This window comes from Rhizobium sp. RU20A (assembly GCF_900155885.1).
Lineage (GTDB): Bacteria > Pseudomonadota > Alphaproteobacteria > Rhizobiales > Rhizobiaceae > RU20A.
The window spans coordinates 180622-198705 of record NZ_FTMB01000005.1; the positions used below are offsets into that span (position 1 = coordinate 180622).

General features: G+C 64.5%; 15 protein-coding genes. 10 read left to right on the top strand and 5 right to left on the bottom strand.

Annotated features, from left to right (window positions below):
• Window positions 1-43: 43 nt before the first annotated feature.
• The 3 genes from F3H41_RS14210 to F3H41_RS14220 all read right to left on the bottom strand — a co-directional run bounded on the left by F3H41_RS14210 (window position 44) and on the right by F3H41_RS14220 (window position 3495).
• Complete coding sequence (locus F3H41_RS14210) at window positions 44-1813, bottom strand: SLC13 family permease (RefSeq protein WP_149739347.1); 1770 nt, start codon at window positions 1811-1813, stop codon at window positions 44-46.
• A gap of 114 nt (window positions 1814-1927) precedes the next feature.
• On the bottom strand, window positions 1928-2683 hold the full coding sequence (locus F3H41_RS14215) for a TerC family protein (RefSeq protein ID WP_149739348.1): 756 nt from the start codon (window positions 2681-2683) through the stop codon (window positions 1928-1930).
• Window positions 2684-2796: 113 nt separating this feature from the next.
• Window positions 2797-3495 (bottom strand): TetR/AcrR family transcriptional regulator, encoded by a 699-nt coding sequence (locus tag F3H41_RS14220; RefSeq protein WP_149739349.1) that lies wholly within the window; start codon window positions 3493-3495, stop codon window positions 2797-2799.
• 153 nt (window positions 3496-3648) lie between these two features.
• Here F3H41_RS14220 and F3H41_RS14225 point away from each other — a divergent pair, with 153 nt between their 5' ends.
• The 7 genes from F3H41_RS14225 to F3H41_RS14255 all read left to right on the top strand — a co-directional run bounded on the left by F3H41_RS14225 (window position 3649) and on the right by F3H41_RS14255 (window position 13216).
• Entirely contained in the window at window positions 3649-4869 is a 1221-nt protein-coding gene (locus tag F3H41_RS14225; protein ID WP_149739350.1) for an HlyD family secretion protein, read from the top strand.
• A 129-nt stretch (window positions 4870-4998) separates the two neighbouring features.
• Window positions 4999-6606 (top strand): DHA2 family efflux MFS transporter permease subunit, encoded by a 1608-nt coding sequence (locus F3H41_RS14230; protein ID WP_149739351.1) that lies wholly within the window; start codon window positions 4999-5001, stop codon window positions 6604-6606.
• A gap of 149 nt (window positions 6607-6755) precedes the next feature.
• Window positions 6756-7814, top strand: a complete 1059-nt coding sequence (locus tag F3H41_RS14235; RefSeq protein ID WP_244616206.1) for a metallophosphoesterase — start codon at window positions 6756-6758, stop codon at window positions 7812-7814.
• A 118-nt stretch (window positions 7815-7932) separates the two neighbouring features.
• Window positions 7933-8991, top strand: a complete 1059-nt coding sequence (locus F3H41_RS14240; RefSeq protein ID WP_149739353.1) for a LacI family DNA-binding transcriptional regulator — start codon at window positions 7933-7935, stop codon at window positions 8989-8991.
• Between the two features lie 11 nt (window positions 8992-9002).
• On the top strand, window positions 9003-10460 hold the full coding sequence (xylB, locus tag F3H41_RS14245; RefSeq protein WP_149739354.1) for a xylulokinase: 1458 nt from the start codon (window positions 9003-9005) through the stop codon (window positions 10458-10460).
• Between the two features lie 257 nt (window positions 10461-10717).
• Window positions 10718-12028 carry a xylose isomerase gene (xylA, locus tag F3H41_RS14250; protein ID WP_149739355.1) on the top strand — a complete coding sequence of 437 codons (1311 nt, stop codon included), beginning with the start codon at window positions 10718-10720 and terminating at the stop codon, window positions 12026-12028.
• A gap of 135 nt (window positions 12029-12163) precedes the next feature.
• Window positions 12164-13216: a sugar phosphate isomerase/epimerase gene (locus F3H41_RS14255; protein ID WP_149739356.1), complete on the top strand. Its 1053-nt coding sequence runs from the start codon at window positions 12164-12166 to the stop codon at window positions 13214-13216.
• 14 nt (window positions 13217-13230) lie between these two features.
• Here the strand turns inward: F3H41_RS14255 and F3H41_RS14260 are convergent, their stop codons facing one another.
• Window positions 13231-13866, bottom strand: a complete 636-nt coding sequence (locus F3H41_RS14260) for a CatB-related O-acetyltransferase (protein WP_149739357.1) — start codon at window positions 13864-13866, stop codon at window positions 13231-13233.
• Between the two features lie 183 nt (window positions 13867-14049).
• On the opposite strand from F3H41_RS14260, the gene F3H41_RS14265 reads away from it, so the two are divergent.
• Both F3H41_RS14265 and F3H41_RS14270 read left to right on the top strand, forming a co-directional pair.
• Entirely contained in the window at window positions 14050-15234 is a 1185-nt protein-coding gene (locus F3H41_RS14265; RefSeq protein WP_149739358.1) for a Gfo/Idh/MocA family oxidoreductase, read from the top strand.
• A gap of 183 nt (window positions 15235-15417) precedes the next feature.
• Complete coding sequence (locus tag F3H41_RS14270; RefSeq protein ID WP_149739359.1) at window positions 15418-16791, top strand: GH1 family beta-glucosidase; 1374 nt, start codon at window positions 15418-15420, stop codon at window positions 16789-16791.
• Between the two features lie 26 nt (window positions 16792-16817).
• Here the strand turns inward: F3H41_RS14270 and F3H41_RS14275 are convergent, their stop codons facing one another.
• Window positions 16818-17159, bottom strand: coding sequence for a helix-turn-helix domain-containing protein (locus F3H41_RS14275; RefSeq protein WP_149739429.1), 342 nt, complete (start codon window positions 17157-17159; stop codon window positions 16818-16820).
• Window positions 17160-17409: 250 nt separating this feature from the next.
• Here F3H41_RS14275 and F3H41_RS14280 point away from each other — a divergent pair, with 250 nt between their 5' ends.
• The gene (locus F3H41_RS14280) at window positions 17410-18042 is read left to right on the top strand and encodes an NAD(P)H-dependent oxidoreductase (RefSeq protein ID WP_149739360.1); all 633 of its coding nucleotides are present in this window, start codon (window positions 17410-17412) and stop codon (window positions 18040-18042) included.
• The last annotated feature ends 42 nt before the right edge of the window (window positions 18043-18084 follow it).

An 18084-nucleotide genomic window follows, 5' to 3' on the forward strand; every position in this document is an offset into this window, starting at 1 on the left:
CCCTCGCGTCAAGGGAAAGGCCGTGGCGGTCAGCGCTTGCGCCTCACTGTGCCGGCCAGAAGAACAGGATGGTCGGCACGCCGACGAGAATGATGATGGTGGAGAGCGGCAGGCCGAGGCGGGGATAGTCGCTGAAGCGGTAGCCGCCCGGACCCATGACGAGCGTGTTGCACTGGTGGCCGATGGGGGTGAGGAAGTCACAGCCCGCGCCAACCGCAACGGCCATCAGGAAGGGCTCGGGCCGATAGCCAAGGCCGGTGGCGAAACTTGCGGCAATCGGCGCGACGACGAGCACGGTCGCGGCATTGTTGAGGAAGGGGGTGACCGCCATGGCCGTCACGAGAATGAGGGCGACCGCGCCCCAGGCCGGCAGGGCGGAGGCGAAGCTGCCGAGGAAGCCGGCGATGAGGTCGCTGCCGCCGGTGGTGCGCAGCGTGTCGGAGACGGGGATCAGAGCCGCCAGCATGACGAGGATGGGCCCATCCAGCGAGCGGTAGGCGTCATTTGCCGGGATCACCTTGAAGGCGATCATGGCGACGGCAGCGGCAAAGAAGGCGGGGGCGACGGGGGCAAAGCCGGTCGCCGTCGAGCCGATCGCCACGGCGAGAATGAGGAGCGGCACCCAGGCCTTGCGGCGTTCGCCGAGCAGGATGTCGCGCTGGGCGAGCGGCAGACAGCTGACCTCCTGCAGGAACTGCGGAAGGCCCGCGGCATGGCCTTGCAGGACGACGACATCGCCGGCCTGCAGGCGGATGCCGCTCAGCTTTTCCTTCAGCCGTTCGCCGCGCCGCGAGACGGCCAGCAGGTTGACGCCGTGGGTGTGGACCAGCGAGAGGTCCTTGGCCGAGAGACCAACCAGCGGGGAATCGCTGGCGATCACCGCCTCGACGGCCGTCACCTCTCCGGTGTCGCGTGCGCCACGCATCGGTTGGCCTGACAGTTCCAGGTCGCCGGCTTCCACCACCCGGTGCAGGCTTTCGGCCTTGCCCTCGAAAAGAATGACGTCGTTCGCGGCCAGCACCATGTCGGGCAGCGGCGTCATGTGGCGCTCGCCGCGCAGCACGCCGGTGGCGATCACATCGCCCTCGCCGGACTTGAGGAGGTGGGAGAGCGTCTTGCCGATGATGGAAGACCCTTCCGGTACGGTCGCGTCGGAGGAAAAGGCCGAGCCCGCCAAGGCTTCCTCGATGGAGGGCGCCATGTTCTTGCGGTCGGGCACCAGCCAGTAGAACAGGATGAGAAAGCCGATGCCGAGCACCGTCAGCGTCAGGCCGACGGCGGTGAAATCGAACATGGTGAAGCTCTCGCCGCCCATTTCGGCGCGCACGCGCGACACGATGATGTTGGGCGAGGTGCCGATCTGCGTCATCAGCCCGCCAAGCAGCGCGGAAAAAGCCATGGGCATCAGATAGCGCGATGGCGGCACGCCGGCCTTGCGGGCGAACTGGAAGGCGACCGGCATCATGATGGCAAGGGCGCCGATATTCTTGATGAAGGCCGAGAGGAAGGCGACGGTCACGAGCAGCAGCGCCATCTGGGCGCGCATCGCCGTCAGCGTCGGGAAGAAGCGCTGGACCGCCATGTTGACGACGCCCGAGCGGGCAATGCCCGCGCTGACCACGAGGGCGCTGCCGACGATGATGACGATATCGTCTGCAAAGCCCGAAAAGGCCTTTTCCGGCGGCACGATGCCGACCAGCAGCCCAACGATGAGGGCGCCGCAAGCCACGAGATCATACCGGAAGCGGTCGAGAATGAACACCGCCATCATGCCGCCAATGACGCAAAACGAGAGGATCTGATCGGTCGTCATCGAGGGCTCGTTTCGCTTCTTCCGGGTATGGCCGGTTCGCGCGCTGGTCGCGTTCGTTCGGATCGTTTCCGGCAGCGCCGGGCTGCCGGAAACCATGTCTCAAACCCCGTAACGTCAGTGGGGTTTCGTCACCGGCGCCTTTTTCCGTCGGGCATTGCGCGAGAGCATGTTCAAGAGCTCAACGAGGGCGGAGAAGGCCATGGCGGCGTACACATACCCCTTGGGTACATGGAAGCCCATGCCTTCGGCAATCAGCGTGGTGCCGATCATCAGGAGGAAGGCGAGCGCCAGCATGACGATGGTCGGGTTGCGCTCGATGAAATTGGCGAGCGGGGTGGCGGCGACGAGCATGACCGTGACGGCGACGATGACGGCGATCACCATGATCGGCACATGCGGCGTCATGCCGACGGCGGTGATGATGCTGTCAACGGAGAAGACGAGGTCGAGCAGCAGGATCTGGCCGATGGCAGCCGCGAAGCTGGTGGCCACCTTGCCGCCCACGATGTCTTCCTTGTGGTCCTCGGGGTCCACATTGTGGTGGATTTCCTTGGTCGCCTTCCACACGAGGAAGAGGCCGCCCGCAATGAGGATGATGTCTTTCCAGGAGAAGCCATGGCCGAAGGCTTCGAAGAGGGGTGTCGTCAGCTGCACGATCCAGGCGACGGTTCCCAGCAGGGCAAGGCGCATGATGAGCGCAAGGCCGATGCCAATGCGGCGGGCCTTTTCACGCTGGTCCACCGGCAGCTTGTTGGTGAGAATGGAAATGAAGATCAGGTTGTCGATGCCGAGCACCACTTCCATGACGATCAGCGTCACGAGGGCGATCCAGGCTGCCGGGTCCTGAGCAAGCGTCAGTAAGTCCTGCATCGGGGAGGGTCCTTGCCGGTAGGCGTTTGAGAGGAGTCAACGCTCTATCTATATGGACCGTGGCCCTTGGCAAGGCGTCCCTTGATCGATCAGGTCGCCCGAGGGTCGAACACCTATCCCGATTGTGTCTCGACCCTAACCGGATGGATGCACAAAAACGCTGCGACGGCTTTGGTGACGGTGTCGCGGATGACGTCCGGGGTCGGCGGTGTATCCAGCTTGCCGAAGAGGCGCTGCTTGAAAAGGCCGGCGGTGCACAGGGCGAAGAATTCGTGCCCCGCCCACTCCGTGTCGTCGATCTGAAGCCGGCCAGCCTTCACCTGCGCGTCGAGGTAGCTCTGCAGGACCGTCAGCCCATTGTCGGGGGTCGCTTCAAAGAAGGTGCGGGCAAGTTTCGGCATACGGTCAAAGACGCCGATGACGCTGCGCATGGCGCGGATCGTGTATTCCGAGGTAATGCCGGTGACCATGGCGACGCCGTATTCGCACAAGGCCTCATCCAGCGGGCGACATTCTTCGAGCACGCTGCGGCCGAGCTTGAGGATGCGATCGCGCTCCGCGCTGATCAGGGCGGCGAAGAGGTCTTCCTTGTTGGTGAAGTAGACATAAATCGTGCCCTTGGAGACGCCCGCCTCGCGCGTCACCTCGTTCATGCTGGTGGCGTCGAAGCCCTTCTGCATGAAGACGCGCTTGGCGCCCGCCAAGATCTGCTCGCGCTTGGCCGGGTCTTCGCCCGCGGCATGCCGTCCGCCGGAGCCAAGATCCGGCGCTTCCATCGCGCAGGCGCCCATCTTTTCCAGGTCGAGGGTCATTTCAGCTGAAGCCTTCAATTTTTTCTAAGCAATGGAACCGTATGGTTCGATAACACTTGATATGCCTGTTGGACCGCGCTATGTCAAGGCAATCGAACCGTACGGTTCAGTCCGACGCCCCGTTCGCGCCCAGAACGAAATGGAACTTCGACCATGTCTGCATTGCCCCGCACTTCTTCATCCCGTGTTCAAGCGGTACCTGATTCGCGCAATATCCCGGAAGAGGTGGTTGAGCCCGCCGCTCGCGCCGAAGCCCCAGCGGCACCGGCTGCCGTTGCTGCACAGCCCGCAGCCGAGGAGGCGCCTGCCAAGAAAAAGGGTGCCAAGCGCTTCGTGCTCCCCGTGCTGCTGATCGGCCTTCTGGCGGGCGGCGCCTGGTATGGCCACGAGTGGTGGACCAATGGTCGCTTCATGATCTCCACGGACGATGCCTACGTGCAGGGCGAGATCACGGCGATTGCGCCCAAGGTGACCGGTTATGTCTCGCGGGTGATCGTCAAGGCGAACCAGGCGGTCAAGGCGGGCGACCCGCTCGTGCAGCTTGATGATGGCGACTACAGGATTGCGCTCCAGCAGGCGGAAGCGCAGATCGCCACGCAAAACGTTTCCCTGAAGCGCTTCGACGCCCAGATCGATGGTGCAAAGGCGGCGCTCGCCCAGGCGCAGGCGCAGAAGCAGTCGGCTGTCGCTGCCCAGAGCGGCGCCGAGATTGCGGCCTCGCGCGCCGGTGCGCTGGCAGACAAGTCGGTCGGAACGGTCGCTGCACTCGATACGGCCAAGGTCGCGCTCGACCAGGCCAAGGCGGCGGTCGTTGGCGCGGATGCCAACATCGTTGCGGCCGAGGCCAGCATCGCGACGCTTCAGGCGCAGCGCGCGGAAGCGCAGAGCAGCCTGCAGTCGCTCCAACTCGCCCGCGACAAGGCCGTTCGCGACCTCGACTTCACCGTGCTCAAGGCGCCCTATGACGGTGTCGTCGGCAATCTCTCGGTGCAGGAAGGCAATCTCGTCAGTCCCGGCCAGCGGCTTGCCGCGCTGGTGCCGGTGAAGGAGCTGTACGTCGAGGCGAACTTCAAGGAAACCCAGATCGCCGGCCTCGTGCCGGGCGAGAAGGTGAAGGTTCATGTCGACGCCTTCGAGGAAGACGATATCGAAGGCACGGTTGCCTCGATCGCGCCGGCTTCCGGCTCCGTCTTCTCGTTGCTGCCGCCGGAAAATGCGACCGGCAACTTCACCAAGGTCACGCAGCGCATTCCGGTGCGCATCGCGCTGCCAGCCGAAGCGCTTGATAGCGGCAAGCTGCGCGCCGGCCTCAGCGTCGTCGTCGATGTCGATTCCCGCACCGCGCCGAATGCGCAGAGCGCCGCCGCCCAGTAAGGCGCGCAAGCAGGGCCTGCCCGCGGGATCGCGGGCCCGCCTGACCATTGAAAACACCGTTCGAAACGAAACCGGGGAGCATGGCTCCTCGGCGAGATTGGGCCGCCGGCAAGACCGACGGGTATGACCATGGCCGCCTCAGCAACCCTAACATCCCCATCCGCCGCCGCCGCGTCCCCCGCCACAGCCGGGGCCGACGAGAAGATGGATCCGCGCCGCCTCATCGCCTTCTTCGCGATGGTGTTCGGCATGTTCATGTCGATTCTCGACATCCAGATCGTCTCGGCCTCGCTGGCCGAGATCCAGGCCGGCCTCGGCGCCGGCGCGGAAGAGGTCGCCTGGGTGCAGACCTCCTACCTGATCGCCGAGGTCATCATGATCCCGCTGTCGGGTACGCTGGCGCGCATCGTCTCGACCCGCTACCTCTTCGCCTTCTCGGCGGCCGGCTTCACGGCGGCGAGTGCGCTTGCCGCCACGGCCACCAACATCGACCAGATGATCGTCTACCGTGCCATTCAGGGCTTCATCGGCGGTGGCATGATCCCCTCGGTCTTTGCCGCGGCCTTCACCATCTTCCCGCCCTCAAAGCGCGCCATTGTTTCGCCGATCATCGGCCTCGTTGCGACGCTTGCCCCGACCATCGGGCCGACGGTCGGTGGCTATCTCAGCCACGCCTTTTCCTGGCACTGGCTGTTCCTGGTCAACATCATTCCCGGCATCATCGTGACGATCGTCACGTTCAACTTCATCGATTTCGACAAGCCGGAATTCAACCTCATCAAGAAGTTCGACTGGTGGGGGCTGGCCTCCATGGCGCTCTTCCTCGGCTCGCTGGAATATGTGCTGGAGGAGGGCAACAACAAGGACTGGTTCAACGACGAGAAGATCGTCATCGGCACGCTCGCGATCGCCATCGGGGCCTTCGTGTTCTTCTGGCGCGCCTTCAAGGTCGAATTCCCGGTGGTGGATCTGAAAGCCTTCGCGAACCGCAACTTCGCCTTCGGATCGCTCTTCTCCTTCACGATGGGTATCGGGCTTTATGGTCTCACCTATCTTTACCCTCTCTATCTGGCGCGCATTCGCGGTTACGACTCGCTGATGATCGGCGAGACCATGTTCGTGTCGGGCCTTGCCATGTTCCTCACGGCGCCAGTGGCCGGCGCCATGTCGGCGCGCATGGATCCGCGCATCATGATGGCCATGGGCTTCTTCGGTTTCGGTCTCGGCACCTGGCAGATGCACTTCATCACGGCCGACTGGGACTTCTACGAGCTGCTCGTGCCGCAGATCCTGCGCGGCGTGTCGCTGATGATCTGCATGGTGCCGATCAACAATATCGCGCTGGGCACGCTGCCTCCCGCCCGCATCCGCAATGCGTCCGGCCTCTTCAACCTGACGCGAAACCTCGGCGGGGCCGTGGGTCTTGCGATCATCAACACGCTGATCACCCAGCGCACCGACGAGCATTATGCACGGCTGTCCGAACATGTGCAGTGGGGCAATCCGGAAGCGATCTCGCAGATGAACAATATCGCCGCCACCTACAATGCCCACGGCATGGACGGCCAGACGATCGCGATCCAGAAACTGGCTGGCATGGTGCGCCAGCAGGCGTCGGTCATGTCCTTTGCGGATATCTTCCTGCTGCTGACGGGTCTGTTCTTCTCCCTGATCTTCCTGGTCATGCTGATCAAGAAGCCGAGCGCTGTCCCGGCCAGTGCGGGCGGCGGGCACTGACTCCAATGGATTGACGGCGCCGAGACTTTGCCTCAGGGGGCGGGTATGATGCGGGCTCGTATCCGGTTCGCCCCCTGATTCCCATGCGCCGAGGTTTCACGCCCATGCCCGCCCTTCGCCGTCGCCACCTGCTTGCCGGTCTTGCCGCCATGGGCTTCATGCCCGCGGGCCGGCTTCTGGCGGCGGGCAAGCCTGCCGTGGATGCCACTTTCGTTTTCGCCACCGACATGCATGCCTGCCTCATCGATGCCGATCATCTTGGGCCGGACTGCGAGGCCGAGGGAAAGACGGATGCCAATCTGTTGCGTCACGTGCGCGCCCTGAACGGGCTGCACGCCCAGATCTGGCCGGAAACGATCGACGGCAAGCCGAGCGGGCTTTCGAGCGCGGGCCGCAGGATCGGCCATCCGCTCGGCATGGTCTGCGGCGGCGACATGACCGATGATGGCGGCGGGCAGCTGAAGGTGCCGGGGGAGGGCTGGCAGCTGAAGCAGTTCGCCAATCGCTACCAGCAGGGCAGCGGGCCGGATCGCATTCACATGCCGGTCTATGCCGGGCTCGGCAATCACGACCTCGACCAGGACGGCACGCCGCCGCATGTGGACTGGTACCGCCGTGAGCTGCGCGACTATGTCGAGATGAACCACCGTACCGGCGTGTTCTTCAAGCCGCCAGTGCCGGTCGCCAATTACGATGCGCTTTCCGACAGCTATTCCTGGGACTGGGGCGGGCTGCACATGGTGCATCTGCAGCGCTTCGGCGGCGATACGACCAAGGGTGCCGTGAGCGGCCTGCCCTGGCTTGCCGACGACCTGAAGACGGCGGCCAGCGACGGACGTCCGGTGATCGTCATCCAGCATTACGGCTGGGACAAATTCTCCCTGGAGCGCTGGGACCCGAAGGCGGAAACCTTCGACGATCAGGGCTCCGGGCCCGCCCATTGGTGGAGCGATGCCGACCGCGCGGCCCTGCTGGCGGCGCTGAAGGGCTACAATGTGATCGGCCTGTTCCACGGCCACGAGCACGATGCAGCGATGATCTACAACATCGAGGGTCTCGACGTCTTCAAGCCGACGGCCGCGTTCAAGGGCGGCTTTGCGCTGGTGCGGGTGACGGACGGGGCGATGGACGTGGTTCTCGGCAGCGCCGGCGATGCCGAGGATGGCAGCGACGTGACCTTCCTGAAGGGCTTTTCCAAGACGATGTGAGGCGCTTGCGGAAGGTCAGCGGTTACCGCAAACCATCGTTTTCCAATTTTTGATTTACGTACATCAAAAACTGCTCTATGCCTTCCTCCCACAAGGACACTGGCGTCTGGGAGGAGCCGTGCGGCCGACCGTTCACGACATTGCCGAAAGGGCAGGCGTCAGCCTTGCGACCGTTGACCGCGTGTTGAACGGGCGGCCAAACGTGCGGGGCGTGACGCGGGCCCGAGTCGAAGCGGCGATTGCCGATCTCGGCTATGTGCGCGATGTCGCGGCCGCCAATCTCGCCAAGGGGCGGGTCTATTCCTTCGCCTTCATCCTGCCGGCGGGCGACAATCCCTTCATGCGCACGCTCGAAGCGGAGGTGCGCGGCATCGAGCGGCAGGTCTCGGCCGACCGCATCCGGGTCGGAATCAGCGTCGTGCCGCCCTTCGATGCGGGCCGGCTCGCCGATGCCATCGACGCGGCCGTGGCGGCAGGTGTCTCCGGCATCGCTGCCGTCGCGGTCGAGGATGATGCCGTCGTGGCGGCCATCGACCGGGCCAAGGCGGCGGGGATCGCCTTCGTGACGCTCGTTTCCGACATCGCACAATCGGCGCGCGATCATTTCGCCGGGGTGGACAATATGGCGGCGGGGCGCACGGCCGGCAGCCTGATGGCGCGGTTTCTCGGGGACCGTCCCGGTCCCGTCGCGGTGCTGGCGGGCTCCATGCGGCTGCGCGACCACCGGGAACGTCTGGAAGGTTTTGCGGCACGGCTCGGCGCCGGCAGAGTCCTTCTTCCGGTGCTGGAAGGGCAGGACGATCCGGCGCGCGCCCAGGCGCTGGTCGGCGACATCCTCAAGCGGACGCCTGATCTTGCCGGGCTCTACAGCCTTGGCGCCGGCAATGCCGGACTGGTGCGTGCGCTGGCGGAGGCGGGCGGCGAGGCGCTGGTGGTGATCGCGCACGAGCTGACGCCGGAAACGCGGGCGGGACTGTCGTCCGGCCTCATCGCCGCCGTTCTCAATCAGGATGCGGGCCACGAGGTGCGCAGCGCCGTGCGCGTGCTGAAAGCGCGGGCCGACGGCGTGCCGCTGCATGCCGCGCAGGAGCGCATCCGCATCGACATTTTCGTCAACGACAACCTGCCCCCCGAGGCAGGACAGAGCGGTGCGGACGTCTCGTCCGTGCCCGAATAGGGAGAGACCTCATGTATCTCGGCATCGATCTCGGCACATCGAGCGTGAAGGCCATGCTCATCGATGATCGCCAGACCGTCATCGGCTCGGCCTCCAGCAAGGAGGTGGCGACCCATCGCCCACATGCCGGCTGGTCGGAGCAGGACCCGGCCGACTGGATCCGCGCCACGGAAGAGGCGATTGCCGGGCTGAAGGGCGCGCATCCGGAAGCCTTCGCCTCCGTGTCCGGCATCGGCCTTTCGGGCCACATGCACGGCGCGACGCTCATCGATGCCGAGGACAAGGTGCTGAGGCCCTGCATCATGTGGAACGACACGCGCAGCCACCGCGAGGCGGCCGCGCTCGACGCCGATCCGCGCTTCCGGGCGATCACCGGCAATATCGTGTTTCCCGGCTTCACCGCACCGAAGCTTGCCTGGGTCAAGGCGAACGAGCCGGAGATCTTCGGCAGGATTCGCAAGGTGCTGCTGCCGAAAGATTATCTGCGGCTCTGGCTGACGGGCGAGCATTTGTCGGAAATGTCGGATTCGGCCGGCACGTCCTGGCTGGACACGGGCGCGCGCCGCTGGTCGAGCGCGCTTCTTGCGGCGACCGATCTCGATGAGAGCCAGATGCCGGGCCTGGTCGAAGGCACCGCCGAGGCCGGACGCCTGCGCGGCGAGATCGCCGCGCGCTGGGGCCTTCAGGCCGGCATCGTGGTGGCCGGCGGGGCCGGCGACAATGCGGCCTCGGCCTGCGGCATGGGCACTGTGCGGGAAGGGGCGGCCTTCGTCTCGCTCGGCACCTCGGGCGTTCTCTTTGCCGCCAACGGGCGCTACCTGCCCAACCCGGAAAGCGCCGTCCACGCCTTCTGCCACGCGCTGCCGGATACCTGGCACCAGATGGGCGTGATCCTTTCGGCCACCGATGCGCTGAACTGGCATTCGCGTGTGACCGGGGCCAGCGCCGCGAGCCTGACGGGCGAGCTTGGCGATACGCTGAAGGAGCCCTCCGGCGTCACCTTCCTGCCCTACCTCTCCGGTGAGCGCACGCCGCACAATGATGCGGCCATCCGCGGCGTCTTTGCGGGGCTCGCGCATGAGAGCGACCGGGTGGTGCTGACGCAGGCGGTGCTGGAAGGTGTCTCCTTCGCGCTGCGCGACAGTCTGGAGGCGTTGAAGGCGGCGGGCACGGAACTGACCCGCGTGACGGCCATCGGTGGCGGCTCGCGCTCGCGCTACTGGCTGGCCTCGATCGCGACCGCGCTCGACCTTCCCGTGGATCTGCCGGCCGACGGCGACTTCGGCGCGGCCTTTGGTGCGGCGCGGCTGGCGCTGATTGCGGCGACGGGCGCCAACCCCGCCGATGTGCTGACCCCGCCCGCGACGGCAGAGACGATCGAGCCGGTCAAGGCGCACAGCGCGGCTTACGAGGAGGCCTATCAGCGCTACCGGCGGCTTTACCCGGCGGTGAAGGCGGCGATGGGGTGAGGTCGGCGTTGGGGGGCGAGGGGCACCCCCTCTGCCCTGCCGGGCATCTCCCCCACAAGGGGGAGATTGGGTGGGGCGGGCCCAGCACTCCCTCACGTGCGTAGCATCCGCTTTGCCGTCCGTTCTCGCGAAGCTCTCTCCTCCTGACGATCTCCCTCCTTGTGGGGGAGATGGCCGGCAGGCCAGAGGGGGGTGAACCGCAAGCGCCGACAAACAATTTTGCCAAGACAAACGGACACCAACCAAGGAGAACACCCATGTCGACCGGCTTTTTCGGCGATATCCAGAAGATCAAATATGAAGGCCCGGAGAGCAACAATCCGCTCGCCTTCCGCCACTACAACCCCGATGAGATCGTCATGGGCAAGCGGATGGAAGACCATCTGCGCTTTGCGGTCGCCTACTGGCATACGCTGGTCTGGCCGGGCGGCGATCCCTTTGGCGGGCAGACCTTCGAGCGTCCGTGGTTCGAGGACAGCATGAAGGCGGCGAAGCTCAAGGCCGACGTGGCCTTCGAATTCTTCACCCTGCTCGGCGCGCCCTTCTACTGCTTCCACGATGCGGATGTGCGGCCCGAGGGCAAGGATTTCGTCGAGAACACGAAGAACCTCAACGAGATCGTCGACTATTTTGCCGAAAAGCAGGCGGCGACCGGCGTCAAGCTGCTCTGGGGCACGGCAAACCTCTTCTCCAACCGCCGCTACATGGGCGGCGCTGCCACCAATCCGGATCCGGATGTCTTTGCCTTCGCCGCGGCGACCGTGAAGACCTGCATGGATGCGACCCAGCGTCTCGATGGCGCGAACTACGTGCTGTGGGGCGGCCGCGAAGGCTATGAGACGCTGCTCAACACCGACATGAAGCAGGAGCTCGACCAGCTCGGCCGCTTCGTCAACATGGTCGTCGAGTACAAGCACAAGATCGGCTTCAAGGGCACGATCCTGATCGAGCCGAAGCCGCAGGAGCCCACCAAGCACCAGTACGACTATGACGTCGCAACGGTCTACGGCTTCCTGAAGAAATACGGTCTCGAAAACGAGGTGAAGCTCAATATCGAGCAGGGCCACGCGATCCTCGCCGGCCATTCCTTCGAGCATGAGCTGGCGCTGGCGAATGCCCACGGCATTCTCGGCTCCATCGACATGAACCGCAACGATTACCAGTCCGGCTGGGATACCGACCAGTTCCCCAACAACGTGCCGGAAATGGCGCTCGCCTATTATCAGGTGCTGGCCGGCGGCGGTTTCACCACCGGGGGCACCAATTTCGATGCCAAGCTGCGCCGCCAGTCGATCGAGCCGGACGACCTGCTGATCGGCCATATCGGCGGCATGGATTGCTGCGCCCGGGGCCTCAAGGCCGCCGCGAAGATGATTGAGGACAAGGCTCTGTCGCAGCCGCTCGCCGACCGTTACGCCGGCTGGCAGGGTGCCGAAGCGCAGAAGATGCTCTCGGGCGGCATGACGCTCGAAGAGATCGAGCAGCGGGTCCTGGCCGAGGGCATCAATCCGCGTCCGCGCTCGGGCCGGCAGGAGCTTCTCGAAAACATCGTCAACCGTTACGTCTGACAACGACATCCTGCTCCGCCGGCGATCTTACGCATCGCCGGCGGGGTCTAGAAGCCCGGGGAGGGGCTTTGAGAGGCGTTCCGGCGGGTGGGACCGGCGGCAGCGCAGCGCACACACCATACGGAGGAGGAAGACATGAAGACGATCAAGGGGCCGGGCCTGTTCCTGGCGCAGTTTGCCGGCGATGCCGCGCCGTTCAACTCCTGGGATTCGATCACCAAATGGGCCGCCGATTGCGGCTACGCCGGCGTTCAGGTTCCCTCCTGGGACGGACGCCTGTTCGACCTGAAGAAGGCGGCAGAATCCAAGACCTATTGCGACGAATTCGCCGGAAAGGCGCGTGACAACGGCGTGGAGATCACCGAGCTTTCCACCCATCTGCAGGGCCAGCTCGTCGCCGTGCATCCGGCCTATGACGAGGCATTCGACGGCTTTGCGGCGCCGGAAGTGCGGGGCAATCCGAAAGCGCGGCAGCAATGGGCGGTCGAGCAGGTAAAGATGGCGCTGACGGCGTCGCAGCATCTCGGCCTTGATGCCATGGCGTCGTTTTCCGGCGCGCTCGCCTGGCCCTTCGTCTATCCCTGGCCGCAGCGGCCGGCGGGGCTGGTGGAAACGGCCTTCGATGAACTCGCCAGGCGCTGGCGGCCGATCCTCGACCATGCCGAAGATTGCGGCGTCGATATCTGCTACGAGATCCATCCGGGCGAAGACCTGCATGACGGCATCACCTACGAGATGTTCCTGGAGCGCACCGGCAACCATGCCCGCGCCTGCATGCTCTACGATCCCTCGCACTACGTGTTGCAGTGCCTCGACTATCTCGACAATATCGACATCTACAAGGATCGCATCCGCATGTTCCATGTGAAGGATGCGGAGTTCAATTCGACGGGCCGGCAGGGCGTCTATGGCGGCTATCAGGGCTGGGTCAACCGGGCCGGCCGCTTCCGCTCGCTCGGCGACGGGCAGGTGGATTTCGGCGCGGTCTTTTCCAAGATGGCGGCGAACGACTTTGCCGGCTGGGCCGTTGTGGAGTGGGAATGCGCCCTTAAGCACCCCGAGGACGGGGCACGCGAGGGCGCGGAATTCGTCAAGCACCACATCATCCGCGTGACGGAAAAGGCCTTTGACGATTTTGCCGATGGCGGCACGGACGAGGCCGCCAACCGGCGCATGCTGGGGCTTTGAGGGGCATGCGCCCGTCAGCAGGCTTCGAGGGCTGCGAGATCGCCGCCCTCGATGGCCGGCAGGGCCGCCTCGATGCGCTCCAGCGGCCAGTCCCACCAGGCCACCGCCAGAAGCCGCGCGACCATCTCGGGTGCAAAGCGCTGGCGGATCGGCCGGGCGGGATTGCCGCCGACGATCGTGTAGGGCGCGACATCGCGGGTGACCACTGCGCCAGCGGCGACGATGCTGCCTGCCCCGAGCGTGACGCCCGGCATGATCATCGCCCCGGTGCCGATCCAGACATCCGGCCCCACCACCGTGTCCTTCACCGGCAGATCGGCATAGGCATCCATCGTTTCCGGCTTGAAGATGCGAAACGGATAGGTGCTGAGGCCATTCATGGCATGGTTGGCCGAGCTGGTGATGAAACGCACGCCATGGGCGATCTGCACGAAGCGGCCGATGAGAAGCCTTTCGCGGCTGAAGGGATGGAGGTAGGGCGCGATGGTGCCGGCTACATCCGTCAGCGGCGTCACGCTGGAATAGTAGCTGTAATCGCCGCATGTGATGCGTGGATGATCGATGGCGCGGTTGAGATGGACGGTGTTTTCGACAAGCGTGCCGTCGGCAAGGGTAATGGGATGGCGTGCATCCGCAACGAGCAAAGGCATGGGAAATCCTTGATGAAAAGCTGATGTTTGCGAGACGACGCGCGGGCGTCGTTCGATCCTGTGATCGACCTTCGGAAAGGTTCAAACTTAGCTGTTCATTGGCAGGGCCACCTTCTCGTCAAGGATCGCATTTACGCACATGACTATGGAAACAATCAGGCACAGACAGTGAAGGAGGCTGACATGGCCATTGAAGGCAGCAAAAGCGAGACGCGGGACCGGCCGATCCGGCTCGGCATGGTTGGCGGGGGCGTCGGCGCCTTCATTGGCGCGGTGCACCGCATTGCGGCGCGTATCGACGGGGAATTCGAGCTCGTCGCCGGCGCGCTTTCCTCGACGGCGGAAAAGGCGGAGGCCTCCGGCCGGGCGCTGGGTCTCGATCCGTCGCGCGTCTATTCCGACTTTCGCCAGATGGCGATTCGCGAAGCGAGGTTGAAGGACGGCATCGAGGCGGTTGCGATCGTCACGCCCAACCACATGCACTTTGCCCCCGCCAAGGAGTTCCTGACGCGCGGCATCCATGTGATCTGCGACAAGCCGCTGACCGCGACGCTCGCCGACGCGCGCAAGTTGAAGGATATCGCGGAGAAGAGCGATGCGCTCTTCGTGCTCACCCACAACTATACCGGCTATCCCATGGTCCGTCAGGCCCGGGAGATGGTGGCCGAAGGGCTGCTCGGCGATATCCGCCTCGTGCAGATGGAATATCCGCAGGACTGGCTGACGGAAGCGATCGAGCAGGATGGGCAGAAGCAGGCGGCCTGGCGCACGGATCCGACCAAATCCGGCGCCGGCGGCTCCACCGGCGATATCGGCACGCATGCCTACAATCTCGGCGCTTTCGTGTCCGGCCTCGAGCTCGACGAACTTGCCGCCGATCTCGACAGTTTCGTGCCGGGCCGCGCGCTTGACGACAACGCCCATGTGATGATGCGCTTCAAGGAAAAGAACGGCGTGCGGGCCAAGGGCATGCTCTGGTGCAGCCAGGTGGCCCCCGGTCACGAAAACGGCCTGAAGGTCCGCGTCTACGGCACCAGGGGCGGGCTGGAATGGGTGCAGGCCGATCCGAACTACCTCTGGTATACGCCGTTCGGCGAGCCGAAGCGGCTGATCACCCGGGGCGGTGCCGGCAGCGGCGCAGCGGCCGCCCGCGTTACCCGCATTCCCTCCGGCCACCCGGAAGGCTACCTCGAAGGCTTCGCCAATATCTATGCGGAAGCCGCGCGCGCCATCTACGCCAGGCGCAAGGGCGAGACGATCGATGCAGCCGTGACCTATCCGACGCTGGAGGACGGTATCAAGGGCATGCTGTTCGTGGATGCCTGCGTCAAGTCGTCGAAGAAGAACGGGGCCTGGGTGAAGGTCTGAGTCGGCTGCCGCAGATTGACGAGGTAATTGGCGGCGCCGGGGATCGTATCTCCGGCGCCATTTTTTTCGATGTGATCAGCGCTCCATGACAGTCATTGCACGCCCTGTAACGTTACAGTAAGATTTTCCTCTGTGGATTTTGGTCTCGTTTGGGGACCGTCGGATTGGGAGGAAAAGATGGCGATGACGAATACAAGACTGCTCGCGGAGCGCTTCCCCGGCGATTTTCTCTTCGGTGTCGCCACCGCCGCCTTCCAGATCGAAGGGGCGGCGAAGGCGGATGGGCGTAAGCCGTCGATCTGGGACGCGTTTTCGAACATGCCGGGGCGGGTCTTCGAGCGCCATAATGGCGATGTGGCCTGCGATCATTACAATCGACTGGAGCAGGATCTCGATCTCATCGCCTCGCTCGGCGTCGGCGGCTATCGCTTTTCGATCGCGTGGCCGCGAATCGTGCCGGATGGCGTCGGTGCGGTGAACGAGAAGGGGCTGGATTTCTACGAGCGGCTGGTGGACGGCCTCAAGGCCCGCGGTATCAAGGCTTTCGCGACGCTCTATCACTGGGACCTGCCGCTGATGCTGGCCGGCGACGGCGGCTGGACGGCGCGGTCAACCGCGCAGGCCTTTGCCGACTATGCGCGCATTGTCACGGCGCGGCTCGGCGACCGGCTGGATTCGGTAGCGACTTTCAACGAGCCCTGGTGCTCGGTTTGGCTCTCGCATCTCTACGGCATCCATGCACCGGGCGAGCGCAATCTGGATGCGGCGCTGCACGCGCTTCACATCACCAATCTGGCGCACGGTCTGGGCGTACAGGCCGTCAGGGCCGAGCGGGCCGACCTGCCCGTCGGCATCGTGCTCAACGCGTATTCCATCTATCCCGGCAGCGATGCACCGGCGGACAAGGCGGCGGCGGAGCGGGCCAATGCCTTCCATAACGGCGTCTTTTTCAGCCCGATCTTCAAAGGGGCTTATCCGGAGGCCTTCATGGCGGCCCTTGGGCATCGTATGCCTGAGATCGCGGCCGGCGACATGGCAGCGATTTCGCAGCCGCTCGACTGGTGGGGGCTGAACTACTACACGCCGATGCGTGTTGCCGATGATCCGACCCCAGGGGCCGATTTTCCGGCAACGGTCGCGGCTCCGCCCGTCCATCCTGAAAAGACCGACATCGGCTGGGAGATCCATGCGCCCGCCATGGCCGATCTCGTGCGGCGACTGAACAGCGACTATGCGCTGCCGCCCTGCTACATCACCGAGAACGGCGCCTGCTTCAACATGGGCGTTGTGGACGGCGTGGTGGATGACCAGCCGCGGCTCGACTACATCGCCGATCATCTTGCCGTCACGGCCGATCTGATCGGTGAAGGCTATCCCATGCGCGGTTATTTCGCCTGGTCGCTGATGGACAATTTCGAGTGGGCCGAAGGCTACCGCATGCGCTTCGGCATGGTGCATGTGGACTATGAGACGCAGGTCCGCACCATCAAGAAGAGCGGCCATTGGTACCAGTCGCTCTGCGAAGAGTTTCCCAGGGGCAACCATCGCGGCGGCTGACGTCGCCCGTTCTGCCCGGCGCGCTCTCAGTCTTGCTGCGCGTCATAGGCCGCGCGTGCGGCGCGGATGCGGTCATGGTTGCGGAACACCCACCCGCCCATGGCATCGATCGGCTCGAAGAAGGAGAGGCCGAGTTCCGTCAGCGCATATTCCACGCTCGGAGGCACCGTGGGATGCACGGTGCGTTGCACGAGGCCGTCGCGTTCGAGGGCGCGCAGGGTCAGCGTCAACATGCGCTGCGAAATGCCTACCACGGCACGCTTCAACTCGCTGAAGCGAAGTGGGCCGCTGCCGAGCACCATGATGACGAGCACGGTCCATTTGTCGCCAAGGCGCGCCAGCATCTCGCTGACGGTCTGGCATTTCATTGGCTCGAAGCTGTTTGTCCGGCGCTCCAGGCATGGGCTTTTCACGATGGGCTGACGCCCGCCGGCTGTTCCTTCGTCCATGGTTTCCTCCTTTTGACCCGAAAGTGGCGGTATCAAAAATGTGCCTTCTTGCACTCCTGCGCAAGTCACTTATGTAGGCCTGGTTACTTTCAATAACCAGTCGGTCTCGACGCGATGACGGCCTGTCCCGAGGCGAGCGCCAGCCGACACCAGCACAGGAAGACAAGCCGTGATTCTCGAAAAGCTCAACTGGCGTTACGCAACCAAGAAAATGGACCCCACCCGCGCGGTGGACGAAGACAAGGTCGAGCGCATTCTGGAAGCCGCCCGCCTTGCCCCGACCTCCAGCGGCCTGCAGCCCTATGAGATCATCGTGGTGACCAATCCCGAGGTGCGTGCCCGCATTCGGGACGTGGCCTATGGTCAGGCCCAGATCACCGAAGGGTCCCACCTGCTCGTCTTCGCCGCCTGGGACAATTATACGCCCGAGCGCATCAATGCGGCCTTCGATCTCGTCAACGAGGAGCGCGGCTTCGTGAACGAAGGCTGGGAGGCCTATCGCAAGCAGATTCTCGCCATGTACCCGCCGCGAGACGCGCAGGTGAACTTCGAACACGCCGCCCGCCAGGCCTATATCGGCTTCGGCCTTGCCATCACCGCTGCCGCCTTCGAGGGCGTAGACGCGACCCCGATGGAAGGCTTCCAGCCGGAAAAGGTCGACGAGATCCTCGGCCTGAAGGAAAAGGGCCTGAAGTCGGTCACGCTGCTGCCGCTCGGCTACCGCCAGGCCGATGGCGACTGGCTCGCCAACCTCAAGAAGGTCCGCCGCGCCAAGGGCGACTTCATCACTGTAGTGAAGTGAGGCTGTCGGTTTTCGACACTGTCTGCGAAGGGCCGCGCATGG